Raw genomic sequence first — 25987 nt, forward strand, 5'->3', positions numbered from 1 at the left:
TTTCAGCGGTCAAGCTTTTTTAGACCCGCACAAACCCTCATACAAGGGCCCTCAGTCGCATGTCCTCAGTCACCATTGACCGCGTGAGCCTACGGCAGGTGAATTTGCCGCCGAAGGTGCTGCGCACCGACGCGATTCAGTCGTTCGTGACGCAAGAAACTATCTTGCTCACCCTGCATTGCAGCGACGGCATTGCGGCCACGGGCTACGCTTACACCATTGGCACGGGTGGCTCTTCTGTTATTGCTTTGCTCAAGGACCACTTGGCCCCCCGTTTGATCGGTCGGGATCCGGTGATGGTCGAGGCCATCTGGAAAGACTTGTTTTTTCATACCCACGCCACGGCAGTGGGCGCGATGACCAGCTTGGCGTTGGCCTGTGTGGACACCGCCTTGTGGGATTGGCGTGCGCAAAGCCAGGGCCTGCCGCTGTGGCAGTTGTTGGGTGGTGCACAAAAACGCGTACCGCTTTACACCACCGAAGGAGGCTGGTTGCATTTGTCGCCTGAGGCGCTGGTGGATCAGACCCTGGAGGCGCAAGCCCAGGGCTTTAAAGGGGCCAAGATCAAGATCGGCCGCCCTCATGTGAGCGAAGACGTGGCCCGCTTGAGCGCTGTGCGCGATGCGGTGGGGCCAGCGTTTGAGCTGATGACCGATGCCAACCAGGGCTTCAACCGCGCCGAGGCCGTGCGCCGGGCTCGGGCATTTGATGGCTTGGGGCTGGCGTGGATGGAAGAGCCGCTGCCTGCCGAAGATGTGTCGGGCCACCGCCAGCTGCGTGAGCACACGACCATTCCGGTGGCGGTGGGCGAGTCGATGTACCACCCGATGCAGTTCCGTGAATATCTGGAGCAGGGCGCTTGCTCGATCGTGCAGCCCGATGTAGCCCGCATTGGCGGCATCACGCCCTGGATCAAGACGGCGCATTTGGCCGAGACCTTTGACGTGGCGGTGTGTCCTCACTTTTTGATGGAGTTGCATGTGAGCCTTTGCGCCGCCGTGCCCAACGCCACTTGGGTCGAATACATTCCGCAACTGGACGACATCACCACTTCGCGCATGCGGGTGTCTGATGGTTTCGCCCACCCACACGACACCGCAGGTCTGGGCATCGCCTGGGACTGGTCCGCCATCACACAAAGACAAACCACTTATCTGGAGATCAAGGCACTATGAGACTCAAAGGAAAAACCGCGCTGGTGACCGCCGCTGGGCAAGGCATTGGCCAGGCTGCGGCGCTGGCCATGGCCGCAGAAGGCGCCGTCGTTTACGCCACCGATGTGAACGCCGAGTTACTCAAGTCTTACCAAGGTGTGGCGAATGTGCACACCGCCGTGCTCAACGTGCTCGACAAAGCCGCGATTGCCGCCCAGGTGGCCAGCATGGACCGCATCGACGTGATCTTCAACTGCGCAGGCTTTGTGCACAACGGCAGCATTGTGGAGGCCAAAGACGATGAGTGGGAATTCGCGTTCAACCTGAACGTGCGTTCGCAGTTCTGGATGATTCAGGCGGCCATCCCCAAAATGGTGGCGCAGTTCGAGAAAGACGGCCGTGGCGGCAGCATCATCAACATGGCCAGCGTGTGTTCCAGCGTCAAGGGCTTGCCCAACCGCTTCATTTACGGCACCAGCAAGGCCGCAGTGATAGGCCTCACCAAGAGTGTGGCGGCTGACTTTGTGCGCCAGGGCATCCGTTGCAATGCGATTTGCCCAGGCACCGTGGACACTCCCTCGTTGCAAGACCGCATCAACAGCTACGCCGATCCGGTGCAGGCGCGCAAGGACTTCATCAACCGCCAGCCTATGGGCAGACTGGCGCAGGCGGCAGAGATCGCGCCCATCGTCACCTTCTTGGCCTCTGACGAATCCATCTTCGCCACGGGCAATGCCTACATGGTCGATGGTGGCATGACCATTTGAGTTTCAGAAAGACCGACATGAATTTGCTGGACATGAAAGGCCGCCACGCGGTCATCACGGGCGCAGCCACTGGCTTGGGTTTTGCCATTGCCCAGCGCATGCTGGCTTCGGGTGCCCGAGTGACGGTCTGGGACCGCGATGCGGCGGGCATGATCGCCGCCGCCGAACAACTGCGAAAGCAACAAGCAGGCGCTGTCGTCAACACGGTGCAGGTCGATGTGACGAGCCACGATTCGGTGGTGCAAGCCACTGCTCAAACCACCGCTTTGGCCGATGTGGATGTGTTGGTCAACAGCGCTGGCATCACCGGCCCCAACGTCAAAGTGTGGGATTACCCGGTTGACGCATGGAAGCAGGTTTTCGATGTGAACGTGAATGGTTTGTTTTATTGCTGCCGCGAACTCAGCGCCCACATGAAGGCGCGCAACTACGGACGCATCGTCAATATCGCCTCGGTTGCGGGCAAGGACGGCAACCCCAATGCCAGCGCTTACAGTGCCAGCAAGGCGGCCGTCATTGGCCTCACCAAATCGCTGGGCAAAGAGCTCGCCGACACGGGTGTGCGCGTGAACTGTGTCACCCCGGCGGCTGTCAAGACGGCGATTTTTGATCAAATGTCGCCAGAGCACATCCAGTTCATGTTGTCCAAGATTCCGATGGCCCGCTTTGGCGAGCCCGAAGAAGTCGCCGCCATGGTGACGTGGCTCAGCACCGAAGAATGTTCCTTCTCCACCGGGGCGGTCTTTGACTTGTCGGGTGGCCGTTCCACTTATTGATTTTTTACACACTGAGAGGTTTTATGAAACTCGTTCGCTATGGCCAACCCGGCAAAGAAAAACCAGGTCTGATCGACGCCGATGGCCGCTTGCGCGACCTGAGTGGCGTGGTGAAAGACATTTCCCCTGAGTTGCTCAACGACAAGGCGCTGGCCAAGTTGGCCAAAGTCAAGACCGAAAAGCTGCCTTTGGTACGCGGCAAAAAGCGCTTTGGCACGCCCATCTCGTACACCAGCAAGTTCATTGCCATTGGCCTGAACTACGCCGATCACGCGGCCGAATCCGGCATGCCCATTCCGGCTGAACCAATTGTGTTCACCAAGGCCATCTCTTGCATTCAGGGTGCAGACGATGACGTCATGCTGCCCAAAGGCTCCAAGAAGACCGACTGGGAGGTCGAGTTGGGCATCGTCATTGGCACCCGCACACGCTATGTGTCGCAAAAAGACGCCTTGAACCACGTGGCTGGTTATTGCGTCATCAACGACGTGAGCGAGCGCGAATACCAGCTCGAACGCGGTGCCACATGGGACAAGGGCAAGGGTTGCGACACCTTCGGACCCGTCGGCCCTTGGTTGGTCACGCGCGACGAAGTGCCTAACCCGCAAGCCCTGGGCATGTGGCTGGACGTGAACGGCGTGCGCATGCAAACCGGCACCACCAAGACCATGATTTTTGGCGTGGCCAAACTGGTCAGCTATGTGAGCCAGTTCATGACCCTCGAGGCCGGCGACATCATCACCACCGGCACACCTCCAGGCGTGGGCATGGGCATCAAAAAAGACGGCAAGCCCGCACCTGTGTTCTTGAAGCGTGGCGACGTGATGCGCTTGGGCATTGATGGCCTGGGTGAGCAAAGCCAGAAAGTGGTGGCTTTCAAAGCCTGATGTTTTTTGACTTGACCTGGGAGACCCTGCTTGGCGAGCATGGATACCCGGTCAAGCCGGGCATGACATTGGGTTTGTCACCTGGCCTTTGCTTGTCACTCGGGCTTTTGCTTGTCACTCGGGCTTTTGCTTGTCACTCGGGCTTTTGCTTGTCACCCCCGACTCGATCGGGGGTCCATGGCTTCGGCTGCCATGGATATCCGCATTCGCGGGCATGACAATCAAGTCTGTCACTCCCGACCTGATCGGGGGTCTATAGCGCCCCCCGCATTTGCGGCTTGCTGTGGCGGTTGATGCCCCTGATTTACCCTTGCTTGCCCAAGTGGTTTGATCTTTTGCTGAATTTTGGTGCAAAATAGAACGACCGTTCTTTTTTGATGCACCATGACCGATCACAAAAAAACCCCCAAAGTAGAAAGCTTGCCCGTTCCAGAAGCGGGTCGACGCGTGCTCATCAAAGGTCAGCAAACCAAGACCGTGATCATCGATGCCGCGTTGGGCCTGGCCTCGCAAATTGGGCTGGAAGGGCTGTCCATTGGGGCTGTGGCTGAGGTCACGGGCATGAGCAAGTCGGGCGTTTTTGCGCACTTTGGCTCGCGTGAAGAGCTGCAAATTTCGGTCATCCGCGAATACCACGACCGTTTCGAGGCAGAGGTGTTTTACGCCGCCATGCAAAAACCCCGAGGCGTGGCGCGACTGCAAGCCATGTTCGACAACTGGATGGTGCAGACTTCCGCTGAAATTGATTCGGGCTGTATTTACATCAGTGGCGCAGTCGAGTTTGACGACCGCACGGGCCCTGTCCGCGATGCTTTGGCCTCATCGGTGACCACTTGGCAAACGGCCTTGCGCCGTGCCGTCGAACTGGCGCAGGCCGAAGGGCAATTGAGCCTGGAGTCAGATGCCCACCAGATTGCCTTCGAAATTCATGGCTTGATTTTGGCCTTGCACTACGAGGCGCGTTTTTTGCGCAACCCCGCTGCCACCGACCGCGCAAGGCGAGGGTTCTCGCACATTCTGGCGCGCTACGCCACAGAGCCAACACCGGCGCCAGTCAAAACCCCTGACGGTGCAGCCCCGTCCGCTCAATGGGCGTCGTTGGCCAAGACGCAGCGCAAGAACAGCGACCACTGATTTTTGCTTTTAACCCCCCGATCTTCATTTTCTAGGAGTCTCCATGCCTGTCTACAACCCGCCCCTTCGCGACATGCAGTTTGTATTGCATGAGTTGCTCAACGTTACCGACGAATTCAAGGCCTTGCCCAAGCATGCCGAGACCGATGTCGACACCATCAATGCGGTGCTCGAAGAAGGCGGCAAGTTTGCGGCCGAAGTGGTGTTTCCGATCAATATTTCAGGCGACACCCAAGGCTGCACATTGAACCGCGACACCCATGACGTGAAGGCGCCAGATGGTTTCAAAGCGGCTTACGCACAATATGTCGCCGGGGGGTGGCCTGCACTCAGCTGTGACCCCGAATTTGGCGGGCAAGGCTTGCCGTTTGTGGTCAACCAGTGCTTTTACGAGATGCTCAACTCGTCCAACCAGGCTTGGACCATGTACCCCGGCCTGTCGCATGGCGCTTATGAAGCTCTGCACGCGCACGGCACGCCCGAGCAAAAAGCCCTTTACTTGCCCAAGCTGACCAGTGGCGAGTGGACCGGCACCATGTGCCTGACCGAACCGCACTGCGGGACCGATTTGGGCCTGCTGCGCAGCAAGGCCGAGCCGCAAGCCGATGGCACCTACCGCATCACCGGTCAAAAGATTTTCATCAGCGCGGGTGAGCACGATTTGGCCGCCAACATCGTGCACCTGGTGTTGGCCCGCCTGCCCGATGCGCCGCCCGGCAGCAAAGGCATCAGTCTGTTCCTGGTGCCCAAGTTCAAGGTGGCCGCAGATGGCGCCATCGGTGAGCGCAACGGCATTTATTGCGGTGGCCTTGAGCACAAGATGGGCATTCATGGCAACGCCACCTGCCAGATGGTGCTCGACGATGCGGTGGGCACTCTGGTGGGCCAGCCCAACAAGGGCCTGGCCGCCATGTTTGTGATGATGAACGCGGCCCGTTTGGGCGTGGGCAACCAGTCACTGGGACTGACTGAGGTGGCCTATCAAAATGCCTTGGCCTATGCCAAAGACCGCGTGCAGATGCGTTCACTGACAGGCGTGAAAGCACCAGGCAAGCCGGCCGATCCGATCATCGTGCACCCCGATGTGCGTCGCATGCTGTTGACGGCCAAGGCTTATGCCGAAGGTGGCCGCGCTCTGGCTTGCTATTGCGCCTTGCTGCTCGACAAAGAAATTAACCACCCTGACGAAGCGGTACGCGCCGAAGCGGCCGAGCTGGTGGCCTTGCTGACGCCCATCGTCAAAGCCTTCACCACCGACAACGCCTGGGAGGCGACGTCCGCCTGCCAGCAGGTCTTTGGTGGTCATGGCTACATCAAGGAATGGGGCATGGAGCAGTTTGTGCGCGATGCCCGCATCAACATGATCTATGAGGGCACCAACACCATCCAGTCGCTCGACTTGCTGGGGCGCAAGGTGCTGGGCAACCAGGGTGCATCGCTCAAAAAGTTTGGCAAATTGGTCGAGCAACTGGTCAAGGCCGAAATGGCCAACGAAGCCATGGGCGAGTTCATCAAACCACTGGCCGATCTGGGCCAAAAGCTCACGCAGCTCACGGGTGAAGTGGGCATGAAAGCCATGAGCAATGCCGACGAAGTGGGTGCGGCTGCGGTGGATTACTTGCGCGTGGTGGGGCACTTGGTGCTGGCTTACTTCTGGGCTCGCTCGGCACAAATCGCCTTGAAGAAACTGGCCGAAGCCGAAGAAGAAGCCCAACGCCCCGACCCTTTCTACCAGGCTAAATTGCAGACGGCGCGTTTTTACTTCACCCGCCTGATGCCCGAGACATCGAGCCTGATGCGCCGCATCCGTGCGGGCAGCGATGTGCTCATGGACACCGATGCGGCACTGGCATGAAGGCCGGGTATATGAACAGAAAGAACACCATGATCAAAACCGCATTGACCCTGAGCCTCGGCTTGCTGACCCTGGCCGCCCACGCCCAAATGAGCCCGGTGGGCTTGTGGCGCAGCATTGACGACGAGAGCAAGCAGCCCAAAGCCGAAATTCGCATCAGCCAGAACGCGGCCGGGAGCTTGTCGGGGGTGGTCGAAAAATCGTTGTTGACCACGCCCAGCGCTGAGACCCATTGCAATTTGTGCACCGATGACCGCAAAGACAAGCCGAAAATCGGCATGGAAATCATTCGGGGCGGTCAACAAGGCGACGGCAAAACGGTGTGGGAAGGTGGGAAAATTCTCGATCCCGAGAACGGCAAAAACTACAGCCTGCGTTTGACGCCGATTGACGGTGGCAAAAAGCTCGAGGTCCGGGGTTATATCGGTACGCCCCTGTTGGGACGCACCCAAACCTGGATTCGGGTTCAATAAGCTGGTTTTTGCACAGGCCCACACTCACCGCCACACACGAGGAACACCATGTCTGACATCCTGACCCACATCGACGCCGGGGTGATGACCATCACCTTCAACCGGCTGGACAAAAAGAACTCCATCACCTCGGCCATGTACGCCGCCATGGCTGACGCCGTGGCCCAAGCTGCAGCGGATGCCCGTGTGCGGGTGGTGCTGTTTCAGGGTCACGAAAGCGTCTTCAGTGCGGGCAATGACATCGGTGATTTTTTGAACCAGCCGCCCAGCACACAAGACTCGCCCGTGTTCCGCTTTTTGCGTGGCATTGCGACATTTGAAAAACCGCTGTTGGCCGCTGTGGCCGGGCCTGCCGTGGGCATTGGCACCACTCTGCTGTTTCATTGCGACCTGGTTTACGCAGGCGACAACGCTGCGTTTTCCATGCCTTTTGTGAACTTGGGTCTTTGCCCCGAAGCGGCTTCGAGCCTGCTGGCCCCGCGCATGTTTGGTTACCACCGTGCAGCCGAAGCGTTGCTCATGGGTGACCCCTTCTTTGCCGAGGGGGCTCAAGAAGTCGGGTTGGTCAACCGCGTCGTGCCGCCCACCGAAGTGAATGGCTACGCCCAAGCGCAGGCACGCAAGCTCGCTGCCAAACCCTTGTCCTCACTCATTGAGACCAAGCGTTTGATGAAAGGCGGCTACCAGCAAGAGGTGCTGCAAAAAATGGACGAAGAAGGCAAAAGCTTTGGCCGCATGCTGAAAGAGCCGGCCGCCAAAGAAGCCTTTGGGGCTTTCATGGAAAAGCGCAAGCCTGATTTTTCGAAGCTCTAAGTTGGGGCACAGCGCTGCAGCATCGACCTGCAAAACACATCCCGCCGGCACTTTTTGGGTCGTCGATAAAATCGCCAGATGCCCCATCGCACCAACTCACCCGTCGTCCTTGAGCCCGAATACCTTGAGGGCTTTCGCCAGATTTACGAAGAAAAAATCGTCTTCAACAAGACGCTGGGGCTGAAACTGGTGAAAGTCACACCCGAAGGGGTCGAGGCCCGCATCGACATGCGCCCCGAGTTGGTGGGGCACTATGCCTACAACCGCATCCATGGCGGCGTCATCAGCGCGGTGCTGGACGCCATCGGCAGCGCGGCCGTGATGGCGGCCCTGGCCGCCAAGCACATGGATGAAACGCCCGCCAAGCGATTGGAGCGTTTCGCCAAGCTGGGCACGATTGACTTGCGGGTGGACTATCTGCGCCCTGGCATTGGCGAGCATTTCACCATCACGGCCAACGCGCTGCGCGTGGGCTCTCGAGTGGGGTCATCGCGCATGGAGTTTTGTGGTCCGGATGGCATCTTGATGTCGACCGGCGCTGCCGCCTACATCGTGTCCTGATCCCAGTTGCAGTCGCTTGCCTCCGGTGTCTGTGGTCTGAATGCAGCCAAGACCTGGTTTCGGCTCGAGGCTTGCTCAGACTTCCGCTCAGCGTTTTATTCTGCCGGTACGGCCCGTGGTTGGCCTTGGTCGTCCACCGCCACATAGGTCAGGTGGGCCTCGGTCACCTTGATGTACTGCCCTTGCAGCTGAAAGCGCTCGGCAAACACCTCGACCTTCACGGTGACCGATGTGCGGCCCACCCGCACGATGCGTGAAAAAAACGACAGAATGTCGCCCACTTTGACCGGTTGCTTGAAGATGAATTCGTTCACCGCCACCGTCACCATGCGGCCCCGTACGCGCCGGGCAGGCAGCACGGCTCCGGCCAAGTCGACTTGGGCCATGACCCAGCCGCCAAAAATGTCACCACTGGCATTGCAATCGGCGGGCATGGGAATGACCTTGAGCACCAATTCCTGGTCTGTGGGCAAAGCCACGGTGTGGGGGCGGAGGGTTTCAGACATGGGCACAATCGGGTGAACTAAAAACCGGATTGTCCCTTATGCGCCACCACGGCGAACCTGCTGCCCCTGGTTCTTCTGCCACGCCTCAGCCTGTGCCTGTCTCAGGCAATGTGCCTCAGCCACCCGCGGGCGGCGATTGGCAAACCCTGTCGCGCCTGTTGCCCTACCTTTGGCAATACAAGTGGCGGGTGGTCATCGCCTTGAGCCTGATGGTCGGTGCCAAGCTGGCCAACGTCAGCGTGCCTTTGCTGCTCAAGGAGTTGGTCGATGCCATGAGCCTGAAACCCGGTGACCCGCAAGCGGTGCTGGTGGTGCCCGTGGCTTTGCTGGTGGGCTATGGCGCTTTGCGCTTGCTGACTTCGGCCTTCACCGAGTTGCGCGAGCTGGTGTTTGCCAAGGCCACGCAAGGTGCATCGCGCAGCATCGCCTTGCAAACCTTCGAGCACCTGCACGCCTTGAGCCTGCGTTTTCACTTGGCACGGCAGACCGGAGGCATGACCCGCGACATCGAGCGCGGCGTGCGTGGCATCGAATCACTGATTTCCTATTCGCTCTACAGCATTATCCCGACGCTGATCGAGGTGGGCCTGGTGTTGACCATTTTGGCGGTCAAATTCGATGCCTGGTTCGCGGGCATCACGCTGCTGGCGCTGGCCTTGTACATCTTTTTCACGGTGCGCATCACCGAGTGGCGGACCCAGTTTCGCAAGCAGGCCAACGAGTTTGACTCGGCAGCCCACACGCGGGCCATCGATTCGCTTTTGAATTACGAAACCGTCAAATACTTTGGCAACGAGGTGTTTGAAGCCGGGCGTTATGACGAAAGCCTAGAGCGTTTGCGCATGGCCAGGCTCAAGGCGCAAACCACCTTGTCGGTGCTCAATACCGGGCAGCAGCTCATCATTGCGGCTGCCTTGGTGGCCATGCTGTGGCGTGCCACCGAAGGCGTGGTGGCCGGGCGCATGACTTTGGGCGATCTGGTCATGATCAACGCGTTCATGATCCAGCTTTACATCCCGCTCAACTTCTTGGGCGTGCTCTACCGTGAGATCAAGCAAAGCCTGACCGACCTGGACAAGATGTTTGTGCTGATGGACCGCGAACGTGAAGTGGCCGATGCGCCGGGTGCGCCCGCGCTGGCCTTGCAAGGTGCGCCCGAGGTGGTGTTTGACCGCGTGTCTTTTGCCTACGAAAGCGACCGCCCGATCCTGAAGGACATCAGCTTCACCATTCCGGCTGGCAAGACTGTGGCGGTCGTTGGCCCCTCGGGTTCGGGCAAGTCCACGTTGGCGCGATTGATGTTCCGCTTTTACGACGTGCAGCAAGGCTTCATCCGAATCGCGGGGCAAGACATTCGTCAGGTCACACAAGCCAGTGTGCGCTGCGCTTTAGGCATCGTGCCGCAAGACACGGTGTTGTTCAACGACAGCGTGGCCTACAACATCGCTTATGGCCGACCCGGTGCCAGTCAGACCGACATCGAAAGCGCCGCTCGCGCTGCCCGCATCCACGATTTCATCGCGTCCACGCCCAAGGGCTACCAAACCTCGGTGGGCGAGCGAGGCCTCAAGCTCTCAGGCGGCGAAAAACAACGCGTTGCCATTGCCCGCACCTTGCTCAAAGACCCGCCGATTTTGGTCTTTGACGAAGCCACTTCGGCGCTGGACTCGGCCAACGAACGGGCCATTCAGGCCGAGCTGGCCAGTGTGGCGCAAAACAAAACCACTTTGGTGATCGCGCACCGTTTGTCCACCGTGGTCGATGCGCACGAAATTCTGGTGATGGACGCCGGGCACATCATCGAGCGCGGCAACCATGCCGCCTTGCTGGCAATGCAAGGGCGCTACGCCAGCATGTGGGCGCTGCAGCAGTCGGCAGAGTGAACTGATTTGCACGTCGGTGGCTTGAGCCCCGATCTGCAGGTTTGCGTTGTGCGCCACAAAGCCATAATCACCGCATGGAAACCAAATGGCTAGAAGATTTTGTGAGCCTTGCTGAAACCCGCAGTTTCAGCCGCTCTGCTCAGTTGCGGCATGTGACGCAACCCGCCTTTTCCCGTCGCATCCAGTCGCTCGAGGCCTGGGCGGGTGCCGATCTGGTGGACCGCAGCTCTTATCCCACCAAACTCACCCCAGCGGGTGAGACCTTGTACGCCCAGGCGCTGGAGTTGCTGCAGTCTTTGCAGAACACCCGCGCCATGCTGCGTGGCCACAATTCGGCCGGGCAGGACTTTATCGAGTTCGCTGTCCCGCACACCTTGGCGTTTACTTTTTTCCCATCTTGGGTCGCTGGCTTGCGCGAAGGTTTTGGTCCGATCAAAAGTCGTTTGATCGCCTTGAACGTGCACGATGCCGCCATGCGCTTGGTCGAAGGCGGTTGTGATCTCTTGATCACGTACCACCATCCCTCGCAGCCCTTGCAACTTGATGCCGAGCGTTACGAGATGGTGGTTTTGGGGCAAGAAGTGATTGCGCCCTATGCCAAAGCGGGGCCGGATGGCCTGGCTGTTTTCAATTTGCCCGGCACGGTGACTTGGCCTTTGCCCTATTTGGGCTATGCCCCGGGGGCTTATTTGGGCGGCATCACGGACTGGATTTTGAAGCAGTCCAAAACACCGATTCATCTGGAGCGGGTGTACGAAACTGACATGGCCGAGGGTTTGAAGGTGATGGCACTTGAGGGGCATGGCATCGCTTTTTTACCGCGCAGTGCCGTTAAAAAAGAAGTCCAGGCGGGCACATTGGTCGAGGTGGGTTTGCCAGAAGGCAACGCCCTGGCGCTGACCATGGAGGTTCGGGCTTACCGTGAAAAACCGAATGCCAAACATGTGGACCCAGGGGCAGCTCAGCAGTTGTGGCTGCATTTGACCCAAAGAGCGGCATCCGTTCATTCATCCCGCTGAGCGCATTGATTCATGCATTTTTTGCATAACAATCAAGGGTACTCACGGAGGAGTCGCAGACCATAAACAGACTACATTCCTCTCACGTTTTGTTTCGGGCACATTTTGTGCTGAGTGAAACTGTGGATCAGTCGCTGTGCATCGTTGTGGTGCAGCAGAAGTGATCACCCTCGTCAGGGCAAGCCCTAGGGAAGCTCCTAGGCGATCCGGACTTGGATTTGGCATTTAATCAACGGGTGGCGTTTTGCTACTCAAAATTGAAAAAGAGGATACGAACCATGAAAAAACATGCACAAACAGTGATCGGTGCCGTCTTGGCTACCGCAGGTCTGTTCGCCGGCACATCTGCCATGGCTGGCAAAACCCTTGACCAGATCAAGCAGCGCGGACAGGTCGTTTGCGGCGTCAATACCGGTCTGGCAGGTTTTTCTGCGGCCGATTCCAGTGGCAACTGGTCTGGCTTGGATGTTGACCACTGCCGCGCCGTGGCCGCTGCCGTGTTGAGCGATGCCAGCAAGGTCAAATATGTTCCCCTGACAGCGCAACAGCGTTTCACCGCTTTGCAATCTGGCGAAGTGGACGTTCTGGCCCGCAACACCACCAACACCCTGAACCGTGACGGCTCCTTGGGTCTGCACTTCATTGGTGCCAACTACTATGACGGCCAAGGTTTCATGGTGCCAAAGGGCAAAATCACCAGCGCCAAGCAGCTCAAGGGCGCCACAGTTTGCGTGCAATCCGGCACCACCACCGAGAAAAACCTGACCGATTTCTCCCGCGCCAACAAGCTCAATCTGAAGCCCGTGGTGTTTGAAAAAGTCGAAGCAGCAACTGGTGCTTACTTCTCTGGCCGTTGCCAGGCGTACACCACCGACGCATCGGGCCTGGCCTCGGTGCGCGCCAAGGAAGCCAAAGATCCTGCTGCACACGTTGTGCTGTCGGACTTGATCTCGAAAGAGCCTTTGGGCCCGATGGTTCGCCGTGGTGACGACGAGTGGTTCGCCATCAACAAGTGGGTTCTGAGTGGTTTGGTTGAAGCCGAAGAGTACGGCATCACTCAAGCCAACGTGGAACAAATGAAGAGCAGCGACAACCCGCAAGTGGGCCGTTTGTTGGGCGCCACCGAAGACCTGGGCAAGCACCTGGGTCTGGACAAGGAGTGGTTGACACGTGCCATCAAGACGACCGGTAACTACGGCGAAATGTTCGAGCGCAACGTCGGTCCTAAAACGGCCATCAACTTGCCCCGTGGTCTGAACAACCAGTGGAACAAGGGCGGTTTGATGTACGCATCTCCACTGCGTTGATTTTCAGCCTTCTGTAAAGGCTCTGGATACGCCCCTTCGTGGGGCGTATCTTTTGCAACCGTGGTTTTCTTCAGGCCCTGCACATGTCCCATTTTTCCATGATCGAGGCCAGGCCATTGCCTGGCAAGAAAAACCGATCCATCTCGTGGCGTAGCCGCGAAGGGCGTTCGGTCATTTACCAGATCGTCGCGATCCTGTCAGTCTTGGCGCTGGTCGGTTTGCTGGTCAGCAACACGCTGAGCAATATGCGTTTGCGCGGCATCCAAAGCGGGTATGACTTCTTGTTTCAGCCATTTGGCTTTGACATCAGCGAAACGCTGATTGAATACGCGCCCAACAGCACCTATTTGGTGGCTTTTCTGATCGGCATGCTCAACACCCTCAAGGTGGCATTGATCGGCATTGCACTGGCCACGCTTCTGGGCGTGTTGGTTGGGGTTGGTCGTTTTTCTGCCAACTTCTTGGTGCGCAAGATTTGTTACGGCTATGTCGAGTTTTTCCGTAACGTGCCTGTGTATCTGCAATTGCTCATTTGGTATCTGGTCTTCACGGAGGCCTTGCCTGATTTCGACAAGGCCTGGACCTTGGGCAATTTTTACCTGAGCAAAAACGGCGTTTCCTTCCCCTGGCCTGTGTGGCAAATGGGGCAGACGCTGGCCCTTCTGGGGGCTGCGCTGGGGGGTGTCTTTGCCATTTATTACCGTCGCAAAGCCAAGGCGCATTTTGACCAGACCGGTCAGACACGCCCGGTTTGGGGGGTGTCTATGGCGGTCACTTTGGCGCTGGCTGTGCTCGGTTGGCTGTTGGGCGGTGCCCCTTCTGAATGGAATCTGCCCAAAGTGGGTGACTTCCAGATTGAAGACGGTGGTGTGTTCAGTCCCGAGTTCATGGCGTTGCTGTGCGGACTGGTGTTCTACACGGCTTCGTTCATCGCCGAGGTGGTGCGATCGGGCATTGCCTCCGTTTCACTGGGGCAGCACGAGGCTTCCGCGTCTTTGGGTTTGACCAAAAGCCAGTCGATGCGTCTGGTGGTGTTGCCGCAGGCCTTGCGCGTGATCATTCCGCCCTTGACCAGCCAATACCTGAACCTGACCAAAAACTCCTCTTTGGCGGTGGCCATTGGCTACCCTGAGTTGGTCTCGATTGCCAACACCACACTCAATCAGACAGGCCGCGCCATCGAGGCGCTGTCCATCGTGATGTTGGTGTACCTGACCTTGTCTCTCATCACGTCGGCTCTCATGAACTGGTTCAATGCCAGTGCCGCCATCCAGGAGCGTTGACATGAGCACAATTTTTAAATCAATCGATGCCCGGCCCATGCCGGGCAGCAGGTCCGGGCCGCTGGCTTGGCTGCGGGTCAACCTGTTTTTCAGCGCAGGCAGCAGTTTGTTGTCTTTGGGCTTGCTGGCGCTGGGCGTTTGGGTGTTGGTCGCGTCCATGGACTGGGCGGTTTTGCATGCCGTTTTCAATGCCAATCTGCAGTCGTGCAATGAACTGCGGGGTGTGGGTGCTTGCTGGGGCGTGATTTCAGAAAAAGGCCGTCTCATCGTGATGGGCCGTTACCCTGAAGCCGAACACTGGCGTCCTGTGATCGCGACCGCCTTGATGCTGGGCGTGGTGGTGCTCAGTTGCATGCCGAGGTTTTGGAACAAGGCTTTGCCCTTGCTCTGGGGCGTCATGCTGGCGGTCTACTTTGTGTTGATGAAGGGTGGTTTTGTGGGCCTGACAGCGGTGGACACCGACCAGTGGGGTGGATTTCCGCTCACGGTCATGCTGACGGTGATCTCCATGACGTTGGCATTCCCGCTGGCCATTTTTGTGGCGCTGGGCAGACGCTCCAGCATGCCTGCCATCCGAACTTTGTGCACCTTGTACGTTGAGCTGATCCGTGGTGTGCCTTTGATCACGGTGTTGTTCATGGCCTCGTTCATGCTGCCGCTGTTCATGCCGGAAGGCGTCAAGATCGATGTGTTGCTGCGCGTGGTTGTGGGCATCACGCTGTTTTCAGCTGCTTACATGGCTGAGGTGATTCGCGGTGGCTTACAAGCCCTGCCCAAGGGGCAGACCGAAGCGGCCGCCACACTGGGCCTGAGTTACTGGCAAGTGCAGCGCATGATTGTGTTGCCGCAGGCCTTGGCCACTGTGGTGCCATCCATCATGAACACGTTCATTGGCTTGTTCAAAGACACCTCGTTGGTGACCATCGTGTCGCTGTATGAGTTGACCGGGGCATTGGGCCTGGCACTGAACTCGGATGCCGACTGGCGTCCTTTCAAGATCGAAGCCTACCTCTTCATCACCTTCATTTATTTCGCATTTTGCTTTGCCATGTCTCGTTACAGCCTGTGGATTGAAGACCGCACGGCCGTGAGCAAAGTTCGCTGAACGAAAGACTCCCATGACCTCCAACGCTACCCCCCTTATCGAGTTCAAAGGCGTTAACAAGTGGTACGCCAGCAATGGCTACCATGTGTTGCGCGATGTGAACTTGCAGTTTGCCAAAGGCGAGAAAGTCGTCATTTGCGGTCCATCCGGCTCGGGCAAGTCCACGTTGATTCGCTGTATCAACGCCCTGGAGGAATACCAGGAAGGCACCCTTACCGTTGATGGCACGGTGTTGGGCGATGACCTCAAGGGCATCGACAAAGTGCGCCGCGAAGTCGGCATGGTGTTCCAGCAGTTCAACCTTTTTCCGCACCTGACCGTGCTGGAAAACCTGATCTTGTCGCCCACCTGGGTGGCCAAAATGCCGCGCAAGGAAGCCATAGAAAAAGCCATGGTTCAGCTTGAGCGTGTGCGCATTGTCGAACACGCCCACAAATACCCATTGCAGCTGTCAGGTGGTCAACAGCAGCGCGTGGCCATCGCCCGGGCGCTGTGTCTCACGCCCAAGATCATGTTGTTTGATGAGCCCACCTCGGCGCTCGATCCGGAGATGATCAAGGAAGTGCTGGACGTGATGATCGAGCTGACCAGCCAAGGCATGACCATGCTGTGCGTGACGCACGAAATGGGTTTTGCCAAAGCCGTGGCCGACCGCGTCATCTTCATGGACCAAGGCCAAGTGGTCGAGCAAGCGCCGCCGCAACAGTTCTTTGACTCGCCTCAAACCGACCGGGCGCAAGACTTCTTGTCCAAGATCCTGGGGCATTGAGCTCACTGACTCCTTTTAATGGCGCTCGTTAATCACGGCCCTGTTAATCAGGGCCTTGTTATTTGGAGTCGCATAAATTGAGGCCGCGTTAAGTGAGGCCGCGTTAACTGGGACCTAGTTAATTGAGGCCTAGTTTTAATTGAGGCCTAGTTAATTGAGGCCTAGTTAATTGGGGCCGAATCGTTTTTCATTTGAATGTCACACCCGGCTTGACCGGGTGTCCATCCAAGCCATCACGACAAACCGAAGTGCCGGCATCTCCGGTGATCCAAAGTGCCTGCATCGCCGGTGATCCCTTGCGCATGCCCGATCAAGTCGGGCACAGCGCAAACAGCCTTGGTCCGCGTGGCACCTCTGGCCTCGAACCCAGCGGCGACCGTAGCAGACAGACAAACCACAGGTCACAGGTCACAGGTTTGAGACAATACGTTCCATGACACAAGAAATCACCCTTACCCGCCCCGACGACTGGCACCTGCATGTGCGCGATGGCGCTGCACTGAGTGTGGTGGTGCCGCACACCGCCGCCCAGTTTGGCCGCGCGGTCATCATGCCCAACCTCAAACCGCCCGTGACCACGGCTGAGCAGGCGCTGGCCTACAAACAGCGCATCCTGGATGCCGTACCTGAGGGCCTGGCCTTTGAGCCGCTCATGACGCTGTACTTGACGGACAACCTGGCCCCGGCAGAAATCGCCCGAGCCAAGGCTGCAGGTGTCGTGGCTTGCAAGCTCTATCCAGCGGGTGCCACCACCAACAGCGACGCTGGCGTGACCGACCTGCGCAAAATCTACCCCGTGCTCGAAGCCATGCAGCGTGAAGGCATGCTGCTCTTGGTACACGGCGAAGTCACCTCGCCAGACATCGACCTGTTTGACCGCGAAGCGGTGTTCATCGAGCAGCAGCTCAAGCCGCTGCGCCGCGATTTTCCGGGCCTCAAAATCGTGATGGAACACATCACCACGAAAGAAGCCGCCCAATACGTGGCCGAAGGCGATGCGAATCTGGGTGCCACCATCACCGCGCACCACCTGCTGTACAACCGCAACGCCCTTTTCACGGGCGGCATTCGCCCTCATTACTACTGCCTGCCCGTGCTCAAGCGCGAGACGCATCGGCTGGCGCTGGTGCAAGCGGCGACCAGTGGCAACGCCCGTTTCTTTTTGGGCACCGACAGCGCACCGCACCCGGCGCACCTGAAAGAACACGCCACAGGCTGTGCGGGTTGCTATACCGCGCATGCCGCCATCGAGATGTATACGGAGGCCTTTGACCATGCGGGGGCCTTGGCGCAGCTTGAGGCTTTTGCCAGTTTCAACGGTGCCGATTTTTACGGTCTGCCTCGCAACAGCGGCACCATCACGCTGCGCCGCGAAAGCTGGACACCTGCCGAGAGCTTCGCTTTTGGTGAGGCTGAACTCAAACCCCTGCGTTCAGGGGAAAGCCTGCCTTGGCGTCTGGTGGGTGTCTGAAGTCCGACCCGAATCGACCCGGTTGCCGTTGCGAAAGTACATCGGCCCTGGGCGTACCTGATATCGACTGGTCCGCCCCGTGGCTGCATGACTGGCGGGGTGTGGGCGAACCCATTGCCCGCCAGATCGTGGCGGGCATCCCCCAGGCGCAGGCCTTGAACCAGGCAGGCCGTGCGCCGGTGCGTTTCGTGCCGCAAAGCGACTTGCCGGATGGTCAGGCCTACGAAGACTTCATTTTTGCCACTGGCCAGGTGCCCACGCGCGAGGGTCTGCACGACTTCTTCAATGCCTTGTGCTGGATGCATTTTCCGTTGGCTAAAAAGCGCTTGAACCAGCTCCAGGCCCGTGAAATTGCCCGCGCTGGGGTAGGTCAGGTGCGTGGCCCGGTGCGCGATGCCGCTACCGTGTTCGACGAAAACGCTTTGCTGATTCAGCCCTCGGACGCCTTGTGGGACGCCTTGACTGAGCACCGCTGGGCGGACGCTTTTGTGGGCTTGCGTGCCGAGTGGCCTCAAACCCGGTTGTGGACTTTCGGCCATGCCGCGCTCGAAAAAGCGGTCCAACCCTACAAATCCATCACCGTGCACATGTGGCGCGTGCCCTTGTCGCTCGCCCCTGCCGACATCGATGCCTGGCTGGCGCAAGACCTGACGGCCGAGAAGTTGTCGTGCAAACCTTTCAGCCCCTTGCCTGTTTTAGGCGTGCCTGGTTGGTGGGATGCCAATCAAGATCCGGCTTTTTACGAAGACACCCGTGTGTTTCGCCCGCGCCGCGTCAAAGTGGCGGCATAAAAACCGTACGCCAATCAGGAAATCCTTCCCCTCGCTTGATTTTGCTCGGCAAGCCCCTAACATTCCCACCAACGTGCCCGCGTCTTTCGGGTTGAAAGTGAACCTTCCATGAAACGAATTTTCTTGTTTGTCTTGACCAACTTGGCTGTTGTGGTCGTGCTGGGCATCGTTGCCAACTTGCTTGGCGTGAATCGCTTTCTGACGGCCAACGGGCTCAACCTGGGCGCCTTGCTCGGCTTTGCTTTGATCATGGGTTTTGGTGGTGCCATCATTTCCTTGCTGATCAGCAAACCTATGGCCAAGTGGACCTCGGGTGTGAAAGTCATCTCGCAGCCCGCCAACGCCGATGAAGCCTGGATCGTTGAAACCGTGCGCAAGTTTGCCGACAAATCCGGCATCGGCATGCCTGAGGTGGGTATTTTTGAAGGCGACCCGAATGCCTTTGCCACAGGCGCATTTCGCGACTCGGCGCTGGTGGCGGTGTCTACTGGCTTGCTGCAAAACATGACGCACGAAGAAATCGAAGCCGTGATTGGCCACGAAATCGCGCACATCGCCAACGGCGACATGGTCACCATGACCCTCATCCAGGGCGTGATGAACACCTTTGTGGTGTTTATCTCGCGCGTGGTGGGTTACGGCGTGGACAGCTTCTTGCGAAAGAACGACGAAGAAAGCAGCGGCCCCGGCATTGGCTACTATGTGACCACCATCGTCATGGACATCTTGTTGGGTTTTGTCGCCGCCATCATCGTGGCCTGGTTCAGCCGCCAGCGCGAATTCCGTGCTGACGCGGGTGCCGCCAAACTCATGGGCCGCAAGCAACCCATGATCAACGCACTGGCCCGCTTGGGTGGGGTACACACGGCCGAGCTGCCTAAGAGCATGGCCGCGATGGGCATTGCCGGCGGCATCGGCCAGCTGTTCAGTACCCATCCGCCGATTGAAGAGCGCATCGCCGCGCTGCAAAACAGCGCCGGTTAAAGCCCACAAAGCCACGTAACCCAAGTGACCCGCTTGGGCGATGACTCGGCCTAAGATGGCAGGGTGAATCTTATTTATCTTGGTGTTTGCGCATGAAACCGCGCAAAGCCTTTTTCTCACCTCCTCGTCAGTGGCTGCTTGCGCACCACCGCAGTCGGCGCTCTTTTGCAGCCTGGCCGGTGGCCGTGCGCGGCATGGTCTGGATGGTTTGCGGCGGGTTGTTGTTCTCGATGCTCAACACCATCGCACGCCAACTGACGCTGCATCTGGATGTCTACCAGTCACAATTCTTGCGTTACCTGTTTGGGCTGTTGGTGATCCTGCCCTGGGTTTTTCGGGACGGTTGGCGCACCTACATGCCGGTCAATATGGCGGGGCAGTTCTGGCGCGGTGGGGTGCACACCGTGGGCCTGATTTTGTGGTTCACCGCCTTGCCGCAAATCCCTTTGGCCGACATGACGGCCATTGGCTTCACCGGGCCGATTTTCATCATGATCGGGGCAGCCTGGTTTTTGGGTGAGCCCATGCGCAAAGACCGCTGGATCGCGGCCATCGTCGGTTTTGCGGGGGTGTTGGTGGTGGTTTTGCCCAAGATGTCTGGCGATGGTGGCTGGTTCAACCTGGTCATGCTGGCCTCGTCACCCGTGTTTGCGGCCTCGTTTCTCATCACCAAAGCGCTGACCCGTTACGAAAAACCGGGCGTCATCGTGCTGTGGCAAGCCCTCACGGTGTCTGTGCTCAGCCTGCCCATGGCCTTGCCCCATTGGCAAATGCCCACGCCTTTGCAATGGCTGGGCTTTGCGGCCACGGGCGTGCTGGGCACGCTGGCCCACTATTGCCTGACGCGGGCGTTCGCCCTGGCCGACATTTCGGCCACCCAGTCGCTGCGTTTTCTGGACTTGGTCTGGGCCTCGGTGTTGGGCTGGCTCGTGTTCGGCGATGTGCCCAGTCAGTCCACCTGGTTGGGCGCGTTCGTTATTTTGTGGGCGACCGTGTGGATTGCCCGCCGGGAGGGGAAACGACCCACCGTCGTTTCTGATTGAAGCTTTGCAGGAGCGAACCTCTGCTCGCGAATACTGACGGCACCGTGCAGCTTGAGGGTCTTGCCTTCAATCAGGGTTCGACACACCAGAAGCCACATGCCCGGATGGCACATGCCGCGCTGCAGATTCGATGTGCCCCGTCTGGTCATCGAAGAAAAAGTCGGGTTCGAATTCGCGTAAGAATTCGCCCTTGGGCAAACCCCCCAAAAACATGGCTTCGTCCACCTCAATGTTCCAGTCCATCAGCGTGCGAATGGCACGTTCGTGTGCCGGGGCGCTGCGGGCGGTGACCAAGGCGGTGCGAATGCGCATGGCGGGCGTGCCTTCTTGTTGCAAGCGGTGCAAGGCGGCCAGCAAAGGTTTGAAAGGCCCTGCCAGCAAGGGTTGGCCCGCTTTGTCGCGCTCGTGTGCCTGAAAAGCCGAGAGGCCTTCGGCCTGAAATACCCGCTCGGCCTCGTCTGAAAACAGCACCGCATCACCGTCAAAAGCGATGCGCACTTCGTGGGGATGTGCTTCAGAAGCCAGCGCCGAATGCGGGTACACCTGTGCGGCTGGCACGCCCGCACCCAAGGCTGCACGCACATCCGACAAATGTGTGGACAAAAACAAATTGGCATTCAGGGGCTTCAGATAGCGCCAAGGCGGTTGACCCCGTGTGAAGCTGCCGCGCTGAATGGGCAGGCCGTAGTGCTGAGCCGAACGGAACACGCGCATGCCCGAGACCGGGTCGTTGCGCGAGAGGATGACCACCTCCACCCGCTGCGCATCGGCATCGTTGAACGCCAGCAGCTTGCGCACCAAAGAAAAGGCCACACCGGGCTTGGCGGGCTCCTCGAGCCGCTCCAGCTGCAGTTTCATGTAAGCCCGGTCATCGCCTTGCTCGAACAGGCGGTTCTCTTCTTCAAAGTCGAACAAAGCCCGCGATGAAATCGCGACGACGAGTTGGCCTTCTAGGGATGCGGGCATGGTGGACAGTTTGGGTTTTAGTTGCGCAAAAACAAGCGATAAACCGGGTTATTCGTCTCTTCTGCATACGGATAACCCAATGCTCCCAGAAACTTGGCAAACGCTTTGTCATCTTTAGGCGGTACCTGCAGACCCACCAGAATGCGTCCGTAGTCGGCACCCTGGTTGCGGTAGTGAAACAGGCTGATGTTCCAGCCTGGGCGCATCAGGCTCAAAAACTTGAGCAAGGCACCTGGACGCTCCGGAAACTCAAAGCGCAGCAAGCGTTCGTCTTGTGACATGGCCGAATGTCCGCCCACCATGTGTCGGATGTGCTCTTTGGCCAGCTCGTCGTGTGTCAGGTCGATGGCCGTGAACTTGTGCTTGTTGAAGTTGGCGGTGATCTTGGTGCTCTCGCCCTTGGCCGAAGTACTCAGGCCCAAAAACACATGGGCTTTGTCCGAATCGCTCATGCGGTAGTTGAACTCGGTCACGTTGCGTGTGCCACCGGGCAGGCTGCCAATCAGCTCAAGGAAGCGCTTGAAGCTGCCGCGCTCTTCAGGGATCGTCACCGCAAAAAGCGCTTCTTTTTCTTCGCCCACATCGGCACGTTCGGCCACAAAACGCAGACGGTCAAAGTTCATGTTGGCACCGCACAAAATGGCGGCATAGGTCTGGCCCTTGGTTTTGTGCGTGGCCACATACTGCTTGATGGCGGCTACGGCCAAGGCACCTGCGGGCTCCACGATCGAGCGGGTGTCCACAAACACATCCTTGATGGCCGCACACACGGCGTCGGTGTCCACGGTCATGTATTCGTCCACCAGATGGCGTGCGACGCGGAAGGTTTCTTCGCCCACCAATTTGACCGCGGTGCCGTCCGAGAACAAGCCCACATCGGGCAAGGTCACGCGTTTTTTAGCGGCCACCGACTGGATCATGGCGTTGGAGTCGTTCATTTGCACGCCGATCACCTTCACGTCGGGGCGCACCGCTTTGATGTAGTTGGCCACGCCCGATATCAAGCCGCCGCCGCCAATGGCCACAAACACGGCATCGAGCGGGCCTTGGTGTTGACGCAGCATTTCCATGGCAATCGTGCCTTGACCGGCAATGACATCCGGGTCATCAAAGGGGTGCACAAAGGACAGGCCCTGCTTCTTTTGCAAAGTCAGCGCGTGGTTGTAGGCGTCGGAATAGCTGTCGCCAAACAACACCACATCGCCCCCAAAACTCTTGACCGCGTCGATCTTGACCTGCGGCGTGGTGGTCGGCATGACGATCACGGCGCGGGTGCCCAGTTTGCTGGCGCTGAGTGCCACGCCCTGCGCGTGGTTGCCGGCCGAGGCGCAAATCACGCCCTTCTTGAGCTGCTCGGGTGTCAGGTGCGCCATTTTGTTGTAAGCCCCACGCAGCTTGAAGCTGTGCACGGGTTGCTGGTCTTCGCGCTTCAAAAGCACCTGGTTGCCCAAGCGGCGAGACAAGTTCTTTGCGGGTTCCAGGGCCGACTCGGTGGCCACGTCGTACACGCGGGCGTTGAGGATTTTGATCAGGTAATCGGCAGGGCGGAGTTTGGATGTGGTCATGTCGGCTATGTCACAGGCCCGCGCAAGAGGTGGGCGATGGTTTGATCATAGCGTGCAGGCCTGGCCATCTTTTTAGAACTTGATGTCCATGGCGATACGCATGGTGCGGCCGTAATAGTCGTCATAGCGCGTGTCTGACAACGTCGAGCTAAGGTAGGGGCTGTTGTAGCGAGTGGGCGGTGTGCGGTTGGTCAGGTTGGCAATATGCACTCGCATGCTGATGGCAGGTGTCAACCGGTACACCCCGGAGACATCCAGAGTCCAATGATCCGGTACGCGGTGCGTGAATTGGTCGCCCACGAAGTAGCCTTTTGAGTCGATCAAGGCCGGCATGAGCTCATCGTTGCCAGAGTGGTAGTTGACATGAGCCGTGACACTGAAATCCCGGGATTCGAGTGACGTCGTCAGGCGCAGCATGTTGCGTGCCACCACCGTGCCTGTCGCCGTATCGTAATTGCCCAGATTGGAGATGGGTGTTTGGCCGGGGTAAGTGCTGCGCTTTGACCTGATGTTGTAAGTGCCTTCCAGTCCGCTCCAAACCCGTCCCATGCGCACAGGCCAGCGGTAGCGCATTTGGTAGTCAACACCTGACTTGGTCATGATGCCCTGGTTAAACGGCTTGAAAAGGTATCGGTTTTTTCCTGCGCTGTTGTAATTGCTTGTGTAGTAAAGCGCTCGGAGCGTCGGGTCGTTCCAGATCTGATCGTCGGTCCAAGTGCCAAAGACATCTCGCACACCCAGAGCCCAATAATCCAGCCCTACGCTCCACTGCGGTGTTGGTTGATACAGGATGCCCAGACTCCATTGCCTGGATTTTTCAGGTTTCAGATCCGGGTTGCCGACCGAGTAGTAATCGGTAGAGCTGGTCAAGCCGAAACGGCTGTAATTGCTGGCGCTGGTTTGGGCAAGGGTTGGGGCCCGGAAGCCGGTGCCTGTGCTGATGCGCAAATGGGTGTTGTCGGCCACTTCCAGTTTGGCCCCCAGTTTGCCTGTCAGGACTCTGTCAAAGTCACTGTACTGTTCGACTCGCAAACTTGAGACAAACTCGAGTCGGTCCCACAAGGGCAGCTGCAGCTCCAGGGCCGCACCACTGTTGTCCCGCTTGAAAGGGTAGTCCTCACGGTTCCCAGCCAGTTCATTGATCAGTTGCGATTGGGTGTTGAACAGCACCGTCCCAAGTTTGATGTCACCCCACGCGGTTTCGCCCACCGTGCGCGAAGCTTGCAGTTGCGTGTCTTGCAGGCGCGTGCGGTATTCCTGTGAGCTTGTAGGCGTTGCAAAACGGGCTCTTATTTTGGCCCATGTTGCATCAGAGTAACTGGCGGGGTCTTGTTGGCGCTCTGCGGTGGTCAGGATGGTTCCCCAGTTTGAGCCCTGGGTAAAACCCCCTCGGTTGACGGTTTCAAAGTGGTTTTCGGCCCGGGTGTGGCTCGCAGTGAAATACCAGTTGTTCCATTCACCACGGACACCGATCACGACCCTGTGGTTGTATTGTTTTTCTTTGGCAAAACCCGGGTTGAAGTCTTCCGCATCGTAGAGGGTGTTGTCCTGGGTGGCGCGTCCGTTGACGTTGCGGCGATAGTCACTGAACTGCTGTTGATAACCGATCTCGGAAAAAACAGCCCGCGTGGCATCGATGCGCTTTTCAAACGCCATCCACAAAGTGGTGTTGTCATAAGCCGGGTACAGGTAAGTGTCTCGCAACTGGCTGGTCTGGCACTGGTAAGGCGTAGGCCAGCTTGTGTCTCTGCGGGTCACGGTGTAATCAAAGCCAGCAGGGCACAACGACGGATTGGTGCTGTTGCTCAGCAGTTGCGCTGGCGCATTGTGGGGAAACATGTTTTGCGGCACAAAATACACAGGCTTGCCTTGTGCGTCGTGCCCATAAAGCTGTGTGCGAAGGTCTGTGTAAGCCCGGTCACGCATGCGCACCGGATCACGGTGTTGCGTTTCCAGATGCATGGACAAAGCATACCCATCCAGATCCAATTTGCCTTTGCCCCAACTGATGCCAGCGCTGCTCCCATCGCCAGCACCTTGAGTGGTCAGTTTTTCAGCAGTCATGCTCAGTCCGGGGGCTTGCTGAAGCGTGATCAGGTTCACGACTCCGGCAATCGCATCGCTGCCATAGAGCGACGAGGCACCGTCGGTCAAAATCTCGACCCTGTCAATGGCGCGCAGGGGAACCATCGACAAATCAACAGCCGTGCGGTCCACCTGAGGGCGTTGTTTGGCAAAAGAAGGTGATCTGCGCCCGTTGATCAAGACCAATGTGCCAGCTTCATAGCCATGAATTGCTGCCGACCGGTAGCCTCCTTCGCCCTTGATATTGGTCCCACCTGATTCGGTGTACGAATGCATCGCCGACAGGCCTTGAATCAGCTCGGGCACCGACTGAACGCCCATTCGTTCGATTTCTTTGCGGTCAATGACGCGCACCGGCAATGCTTCGCGGCCACGTGGATGGACCACGCTGGAGCCAGTGATCTCGACCCGCTCGAATTGCCGGTACTCAGGTGCTTTGTCCACGATGTTGACTTGGTATTGCGCCCGAGTCGGTAGCGGCAGCAACACAAGACCCCATACGGCACAACATGCCAGCAACGAATGCCATCGCAGTTTCAAGCGGATGATTTCGTTTGGGAGCCCAGCAGAATGGAAACGCATGATCCGCCCTTTCTGTCATTTTTGAAGGATGACAAACAAAGTTAAGAGATGTGAAATTAAACCATTAATGCTATTAAAGTATTCAAAAATTGATTTTCAAGGCAAAAAAAATGCCCCGAACCTTGCGGATCGGGGCAAATCCACCTTTTCAGAGGGTGGAGGAGACAACTGGTGTGTGCAAAAAAGCACGACTGTTCGCAATTGTACG

Annotated in this window: 23 protein-coding genes; 19 read left to right on the forward strand and 4 right to left on the reverse strand. The window is 58.2% G+C overall.

Features of this window, described 5'->3' with window-relative positions; translation table 11 throughout:
• Positions 1–59: 59 nt before the first annotated feature.
• The 9 genes from ACZ5RG_RS01145 (at position 60) to ACZ5RG_RS01185 (ending at position 8420) form a co-directional block, all read left to right on the forward strand.
• Positions 60–1175, forward strand: coding sequence for a mandelate racemase/muconate lactonizing enzyme family protein (locus ACZ5RG_RS01145; protein ID WP_464447584.1), 1116 nt, complete (start codon positions 60–62; stop codon positions 1173–1175).
• A complete protein-coding gene (locus tag ACZ5RG_RS01150; RefSeq protein ID WP_298597477.1) occupies positions 1172–1921 on the forward strand; it encodes an SDR family oxidoreductase in 750 nt (249 codons plus the stop codon). The genes ACZ5RG_RS01145 and ACZ5RG_RS01150 overlap by 4 nt, the downstream gene beginning before the upstream one ends.
• A 17-nt stretch (positions 1922–1938) precedes the next feature.
• The gene (locus ACZ5RG_RS01155) at positions 1939–2697 is read left to right on the forward strand and encodes an SDR family NAD(P)-dependent oxidoreductase (protein WP_464447585.1); all 759 of its coding nucleotides are present in this window, start codon (positions 1939–1941) and stop codon (positions 2695–2697) included.
• A 23-nt stretch (positions 2698–2720) separates the two neighbouring features.
• Positions 2721–3584, forward strand: coding sequence for a fumarylacetoacetate hydrolase family protein (locus ACZ5RG_RS01160; RefSeq protein WP_464447586.1), 864 nt, complete (start codon positions 2721–2723; stop codon positions 3582–3584).
• Between the two features lie 384 nt (positions 3585–3968).
• Complete coding sequence (locus ACZ5RG_RS01165; RefSeq protein ID WP_298597483.1) at positions 3969–4718, forward strand: TetR/AcrR family transcriptional regulator; 750 nt, start codon at positions 3969–3971, stop codon at positions 4716–4718.
• Positions 4719–4761: 43 nt separating this feature from the next.
• Positions 4762–6573 (forward strand): acyl-CoA dehydrogenase C-terminal domain-containing protein, encoded by a 1812-nt coding sequence (locus ACZ5RG_RS01170; RefSeq protein ID WP_298597485.1) that lies wholly within the window; start codon positions 4762–4764, stop codon positions 6571–6573.
• 11 nt (positions 6574–6584) lie between these two features.
• Positions 6585–7046, forward strand: coding sequence for a DUF2147 domain-containing protein (locus tag ACZ5RG_RS01175; RefSeq protein WP_315139308.1), 462 nt, complete (start codon positions 6585–6587; stop codon positions 7044–7046).
• Positions 7047–7094: 48 nt separating this feature from the next.
• On the forward strand, positions 7095–7859 hold the full coding sequence (locus ACZ5RG_RS01180; RefSeq protein WP_298597489.1) for an enoyl-CoA hydratase: 765 nt from the start codon (positions 7095–7097) through the stop codon (positions 7857–7859).
• Positions 7860–7937: 78 nt separating this feature from the next.
• On the forward strand, positions 7938–8420 hold the full coding sequence (locus ACZ5RG_RS01185; RefSeq protein WP_298597491.1) for a thioesterase family protein: 483 nt from the start codon (positions 7938–7940) through the stop codon (positions 8418–8420).
• 95 nt (positions 8421–8515) lie between these two features.
• On the opposite strand, the gene ACZ5RG_RS01190 is transcribed toward ACZ5RG_RS01185, so the two are convergent.
• The gene (locus tag ACZ5RG_RS01190; RefSeq protein WP_312260339.1) at positions 8516–8926 is read right to left on the reverse strand and encodes an acyl-CoA thioesterase; all 411 of its coding nucleotides are present in this window, start codon (positions 8924–8926) and stop codon (positions 8516–8518) included.
• 38 nt (positions 8927–8964) lie between these two features.
• Between ACZ5RG_RS01190 and ACZ5RG_RS01195 the strand changes: the two genes are divergently transcribed.
• The 10 genes from ACZ5RG_RS01195 (at position 8965) to ACZ5RG_RS01240 (ending at position 20581) form a co-directional block, all read left to right on the forward strand.
• On the forward strand, positions 8965–10809 hold the full coding sequence (locus ACZ5RG_RS01195; protein WP_464447587.1) for an ABCB family ABC transporter ATP-binding protein/permease: 1845 nt from the start codon (positions 8965–8967) through the stop codon (positions 10807–10809).
• A 74-nt stretch (positions 10810–10883) separates the two neighbouring features.
• A complete protein-coding gene (locus tag ACZ5RG_RS01200) occupies positions 10884–11828 on the forward strand; it encodes a LysR family transcriptional regulator (protein ID WP_464447588.1) in 945 nt (314 codons plus the stop codon).
• A gap of 278 nt (positions 11829–12106) precedes the next feature.
• Entirely contained in the window at positions 12107–13135 is a 1029-nt protein-coding gene (locus ACZ5RG_RS01205; RefSeq protein ID WP_298597501.1) for an amino acid ABC transporter substrate-binding protein, read from the forward strand.
• A gap of 83 nt (positions 13136–13218) precedes the next feature.
• Positions 13219–14418, forward strand: coding sequence for an amino acid ABC transporter permease (locus tag ACZ5RG_RS01210; RefSeq protein ID WP_298597502.1), 1200 nt, complete (start codon positions 13219–13221; stop codon positions 14416–14418).
• Between the two features lies 1 nt (position 14419).
• Positions 14420–15523, forward strand: coding sequence for an amino acid ABC transporter permease (locus ACZ5RG_RS01215; protein ID WP_298597504.1), 1104 nt, complete (start codon positions 14420–14422; stop codon positions 15521–15523).
• A 13-nt stretch (positions 15524–15536) separates the two neighbouring features.
• Positions 15537–16292, forward strand: a complete 756-nt coding sequence (locus ACZ5RG_RS01220; protein WP_019430768.1) for an amino acid ABC transporter ATP-binding protein — start codon at positions 15537–15539, stop codon at positions 16290–16292.
• A 433-nt stretch (positions 16293–16725) separates the two neighbouring features.
• The gene (gene pyrC / locus ACZ5RG_RS01225) at positions 16726–17763 is read left to right on the forward strand and encodes a dihydroorotase (protein WP_464447589.1); all 1038 of its coding nucleotides are present in this window, start codon (positions 16726–16728) and stop codon (positions 17761–17763) included.
• 101 nt (positions 17764–17864) lie between these two features.
• On the forward strand, positions 17865–18554 hold the full coding sequence (locus ACZ5RG_RS01230) for a DUF3025 domain-containing protein (RefSeq protein WP_298597509.1): 690 nt from the start codon (positions 17865–17867) through the stop codon (positions 18552–18554).
• Between the two features lie 108 nt (positions 18555–18662).
• Positions 18663–19538, forward strand: coding sequence for a protease HtpX (gene htpX, locus ACZ5RG_RS01235; protein ID WP_464447590.1), 876 nt, complete (start codon positions 18663–18665; stop codon positions 19536–19538).
• Between the two features lie 92 nt (positions 19539–19630).
• Complete coding sequence (locus ACZ5RG_RS01240; protein WP_298596870.1) at positions 19631–20581, forward strand: DMT family transporter; 951 nt, start codon at positions 19631–19633, stop codon at positions 20579–20581.
• Between the two features lie 66 nt (positions 20582–20647).
• Here ACZ5RG_RS01240 and ACZ5RG_RS01245 read toward each other — a convergent pair whose 3' ends face one another.
• From ACZ5RG_RS01245 to ACZ5RG_RS01255, 3 genes are all read right to left on the reverse strand, one after another.
• Entirely contained in the window at positions 20648–21547 is a 900-nt protein-coding gene (locus ACZ5RG_RS01245; RefSeq protein ID WP_019430763.1) for a 5'-nucleotidase, read from the reverse strand.
• 17 nt (positions 21548–21564) lie between these two features.
• Positions 21565–23112: a threonine ammonia-lyase, biosynthetic gene (gene ilvA / locus ACZ5RG_RS01250; protein WP_464447591.1), complete on the reverse strand. Its 1548-nt coding sequence runs from the start codon at positions 23110–23112 to the stop codon at positions 21565–21567.
• A gap of 72 nt (positions 23113–23184) precedes the next feature.
• Positions 23185–25518: a TonB-dependent receptor domain-containing protein gene (locus ACZ5RG_RS01255; RefSeq protein WP_464448168.1), complete on the reverse strand. Its 2334-nt coding sequence runs from the start codon at positions 25516–25518 to the stop codon at positions 23185–23187.
• Positions 25519–25987 lie beyond the last annotated feature (469 nt).

Source organism: Limnohabitans sp. TEGF005 (genome assembly GCF_055394835.1).

Bases quoted from the DNA above. Each gene is read 5' to 3' on its own strand.
- ACZ5RG_RS01145 (WP_464447584.1), top strand. From the start codon at position 60: ATGTCCTCAGTCACCATTGACCGCGTGAGCCTACGGCAGGTGAATTTG.
- ACZ5RG_RS01150 (WP_298597477.1), top strand. From the start codon at position 1,172: ATGAGACTCAAAGGAAAAACCGCGCTGGTGACCGCCGCTGGGCAAGGC.
- ACZ5RG_RS01155 (WP_464447585.1), top strand. From the start codon at position 1,939: ATGAATTTGCTGGACATGAAAGGCCGCCACGCGGTCATCACGGGCGCA.
- ACZ5RG_RS01160 (WP_464447586.1), top strand. From the start codon at position 2,721: ATGAAACTCGTTCGCTATGGCCAACCCGGCAAAGAAAAACCAGGTCTG.
- ACZ5RG_RS01165 (WP_298597483.1), top strand. From the start codon at position 3,969: ATGACCGATCACAAAAAAACCCCCAAAGTAGAAAGCTTGCCCGTTCCA.
- ACZ5RG_RS01170 (WP_298597485.1), top strand. From the start codon at position 4,762: ATGCCTGTCTACAACCCGCCCCTTCGCGACATGCAGTTTGTATTGCAT.
- ACZ5RG_RS01175 (WP_315139308.1), top strand. From the start codon at position 6,585: ATGAACAGAAAGAACACCATGATCAAAACCGCATTGACCCTGAGCCTC.
- ACZ5RG_RS01180 (WP_298597489.1), top strand. From the start codon at position 7,095: ATGTCTGACATCCTGACCCACATCGACGCCGGGGTGATGACCATCACC.
- ACZ5RG_RS01185 (WP_298597491.1), top strand. From the start codon at position 7,938: ATGCCCCATCGCACCAACTCACCCGTCGTCCTTGAGCCCGAATACCTT.
- ACZ5RG_RS01190 (WP_312260339.1), bottom strand. From the start codon at position 8,926: ATGTCTGAAACCCTCCGCCCCCACACCGTGGCTTTGCCCACAGACCAG.
- ACZ5RG_RS01195 (WP_464447587.1), top strand. From the start codon at position 8,965: ATGCGCCACCACGGCGAACCTGCTGCCCCTGGTTCTTCTGCCACGCCT.
- ACZ5RG_RS01200 (WP_464447588.1), top strand. From the start codon at position 10,884: ATGGAAACCAAATGGCTAGAAGATTTTGTGAGCCTTGCTGAAACCCGC.
- ACZ5RG_RS01205 (WP_298597501.1), top strand. From the start codon at position 12,107: ATGAAAAAACATGCACAAACAGTGATCGGTGCCGTCTTGGCTACCGCA.
- ACZ5RG_RS01210 (WP_298597502.1), top strand. From the start codon at position 13,219: ATGTCCCATTTTTCCATGATCGAGGCCAGGCCATTGCCTGGCAAGAAA.
- ACZ5RG_RS01215 (WP_298597504.1), top strand. From the start codon at position 14,420: ATGAGCACAATTTTTAAATCAATCGATGCCCGGCCCATGCCGGGCAGC.
- ACZ5RG_RS01220 (WP_019430768.1), top strand. From the start codon at position 15,537: ATGACCTCCAACGCTACCCCCCTTATCGAGTTCAAAGGCGTTAACAAG.
- pyrC (WP_464447589.1), top strand. From the start codon at position 16,726: ATGACACAAGAAATCACCCTTACCCGCCCCGACGACTGGCACCTGCAT.
- htpX (WP_464447590.1), top strand. From the start codon at position 18,663: ATGAAACGAATTTTCTTGTTTGTCTTGACCAACTTGGCTGTTGTGGTC.
- ACZ5RG_RS01240 (WP_298596870.1), top strand. From the start codon at position 19,631: ATGAAACCGCGCAAAGCCTTTTTCTCACCTCCTCGTCAGTGGCTGCTT.
- ACZ5RG_RS01245 (WP_019430763.1), bottom strand. From the start codon at position 21,547: ATGCCCGCATCCCTAGAAGGCCAACTCGTCGTCGCGATTTCATCGCGG.
- ilvA (WP_464447591.1), bottom strand. From the start codon at position 23,112: ATGACCACATCCAAACTCCGCCCTGCCGATTACCTGATCAAAATCCTC.
- ACZ5RG_RS01255 (WP_464448168.1), bottom strand. From the start codon at position 25,518: ATGGGCGTTCAGTCGGTGCCCGAGCTGATTCAAGGCCTGTCGGCGATG.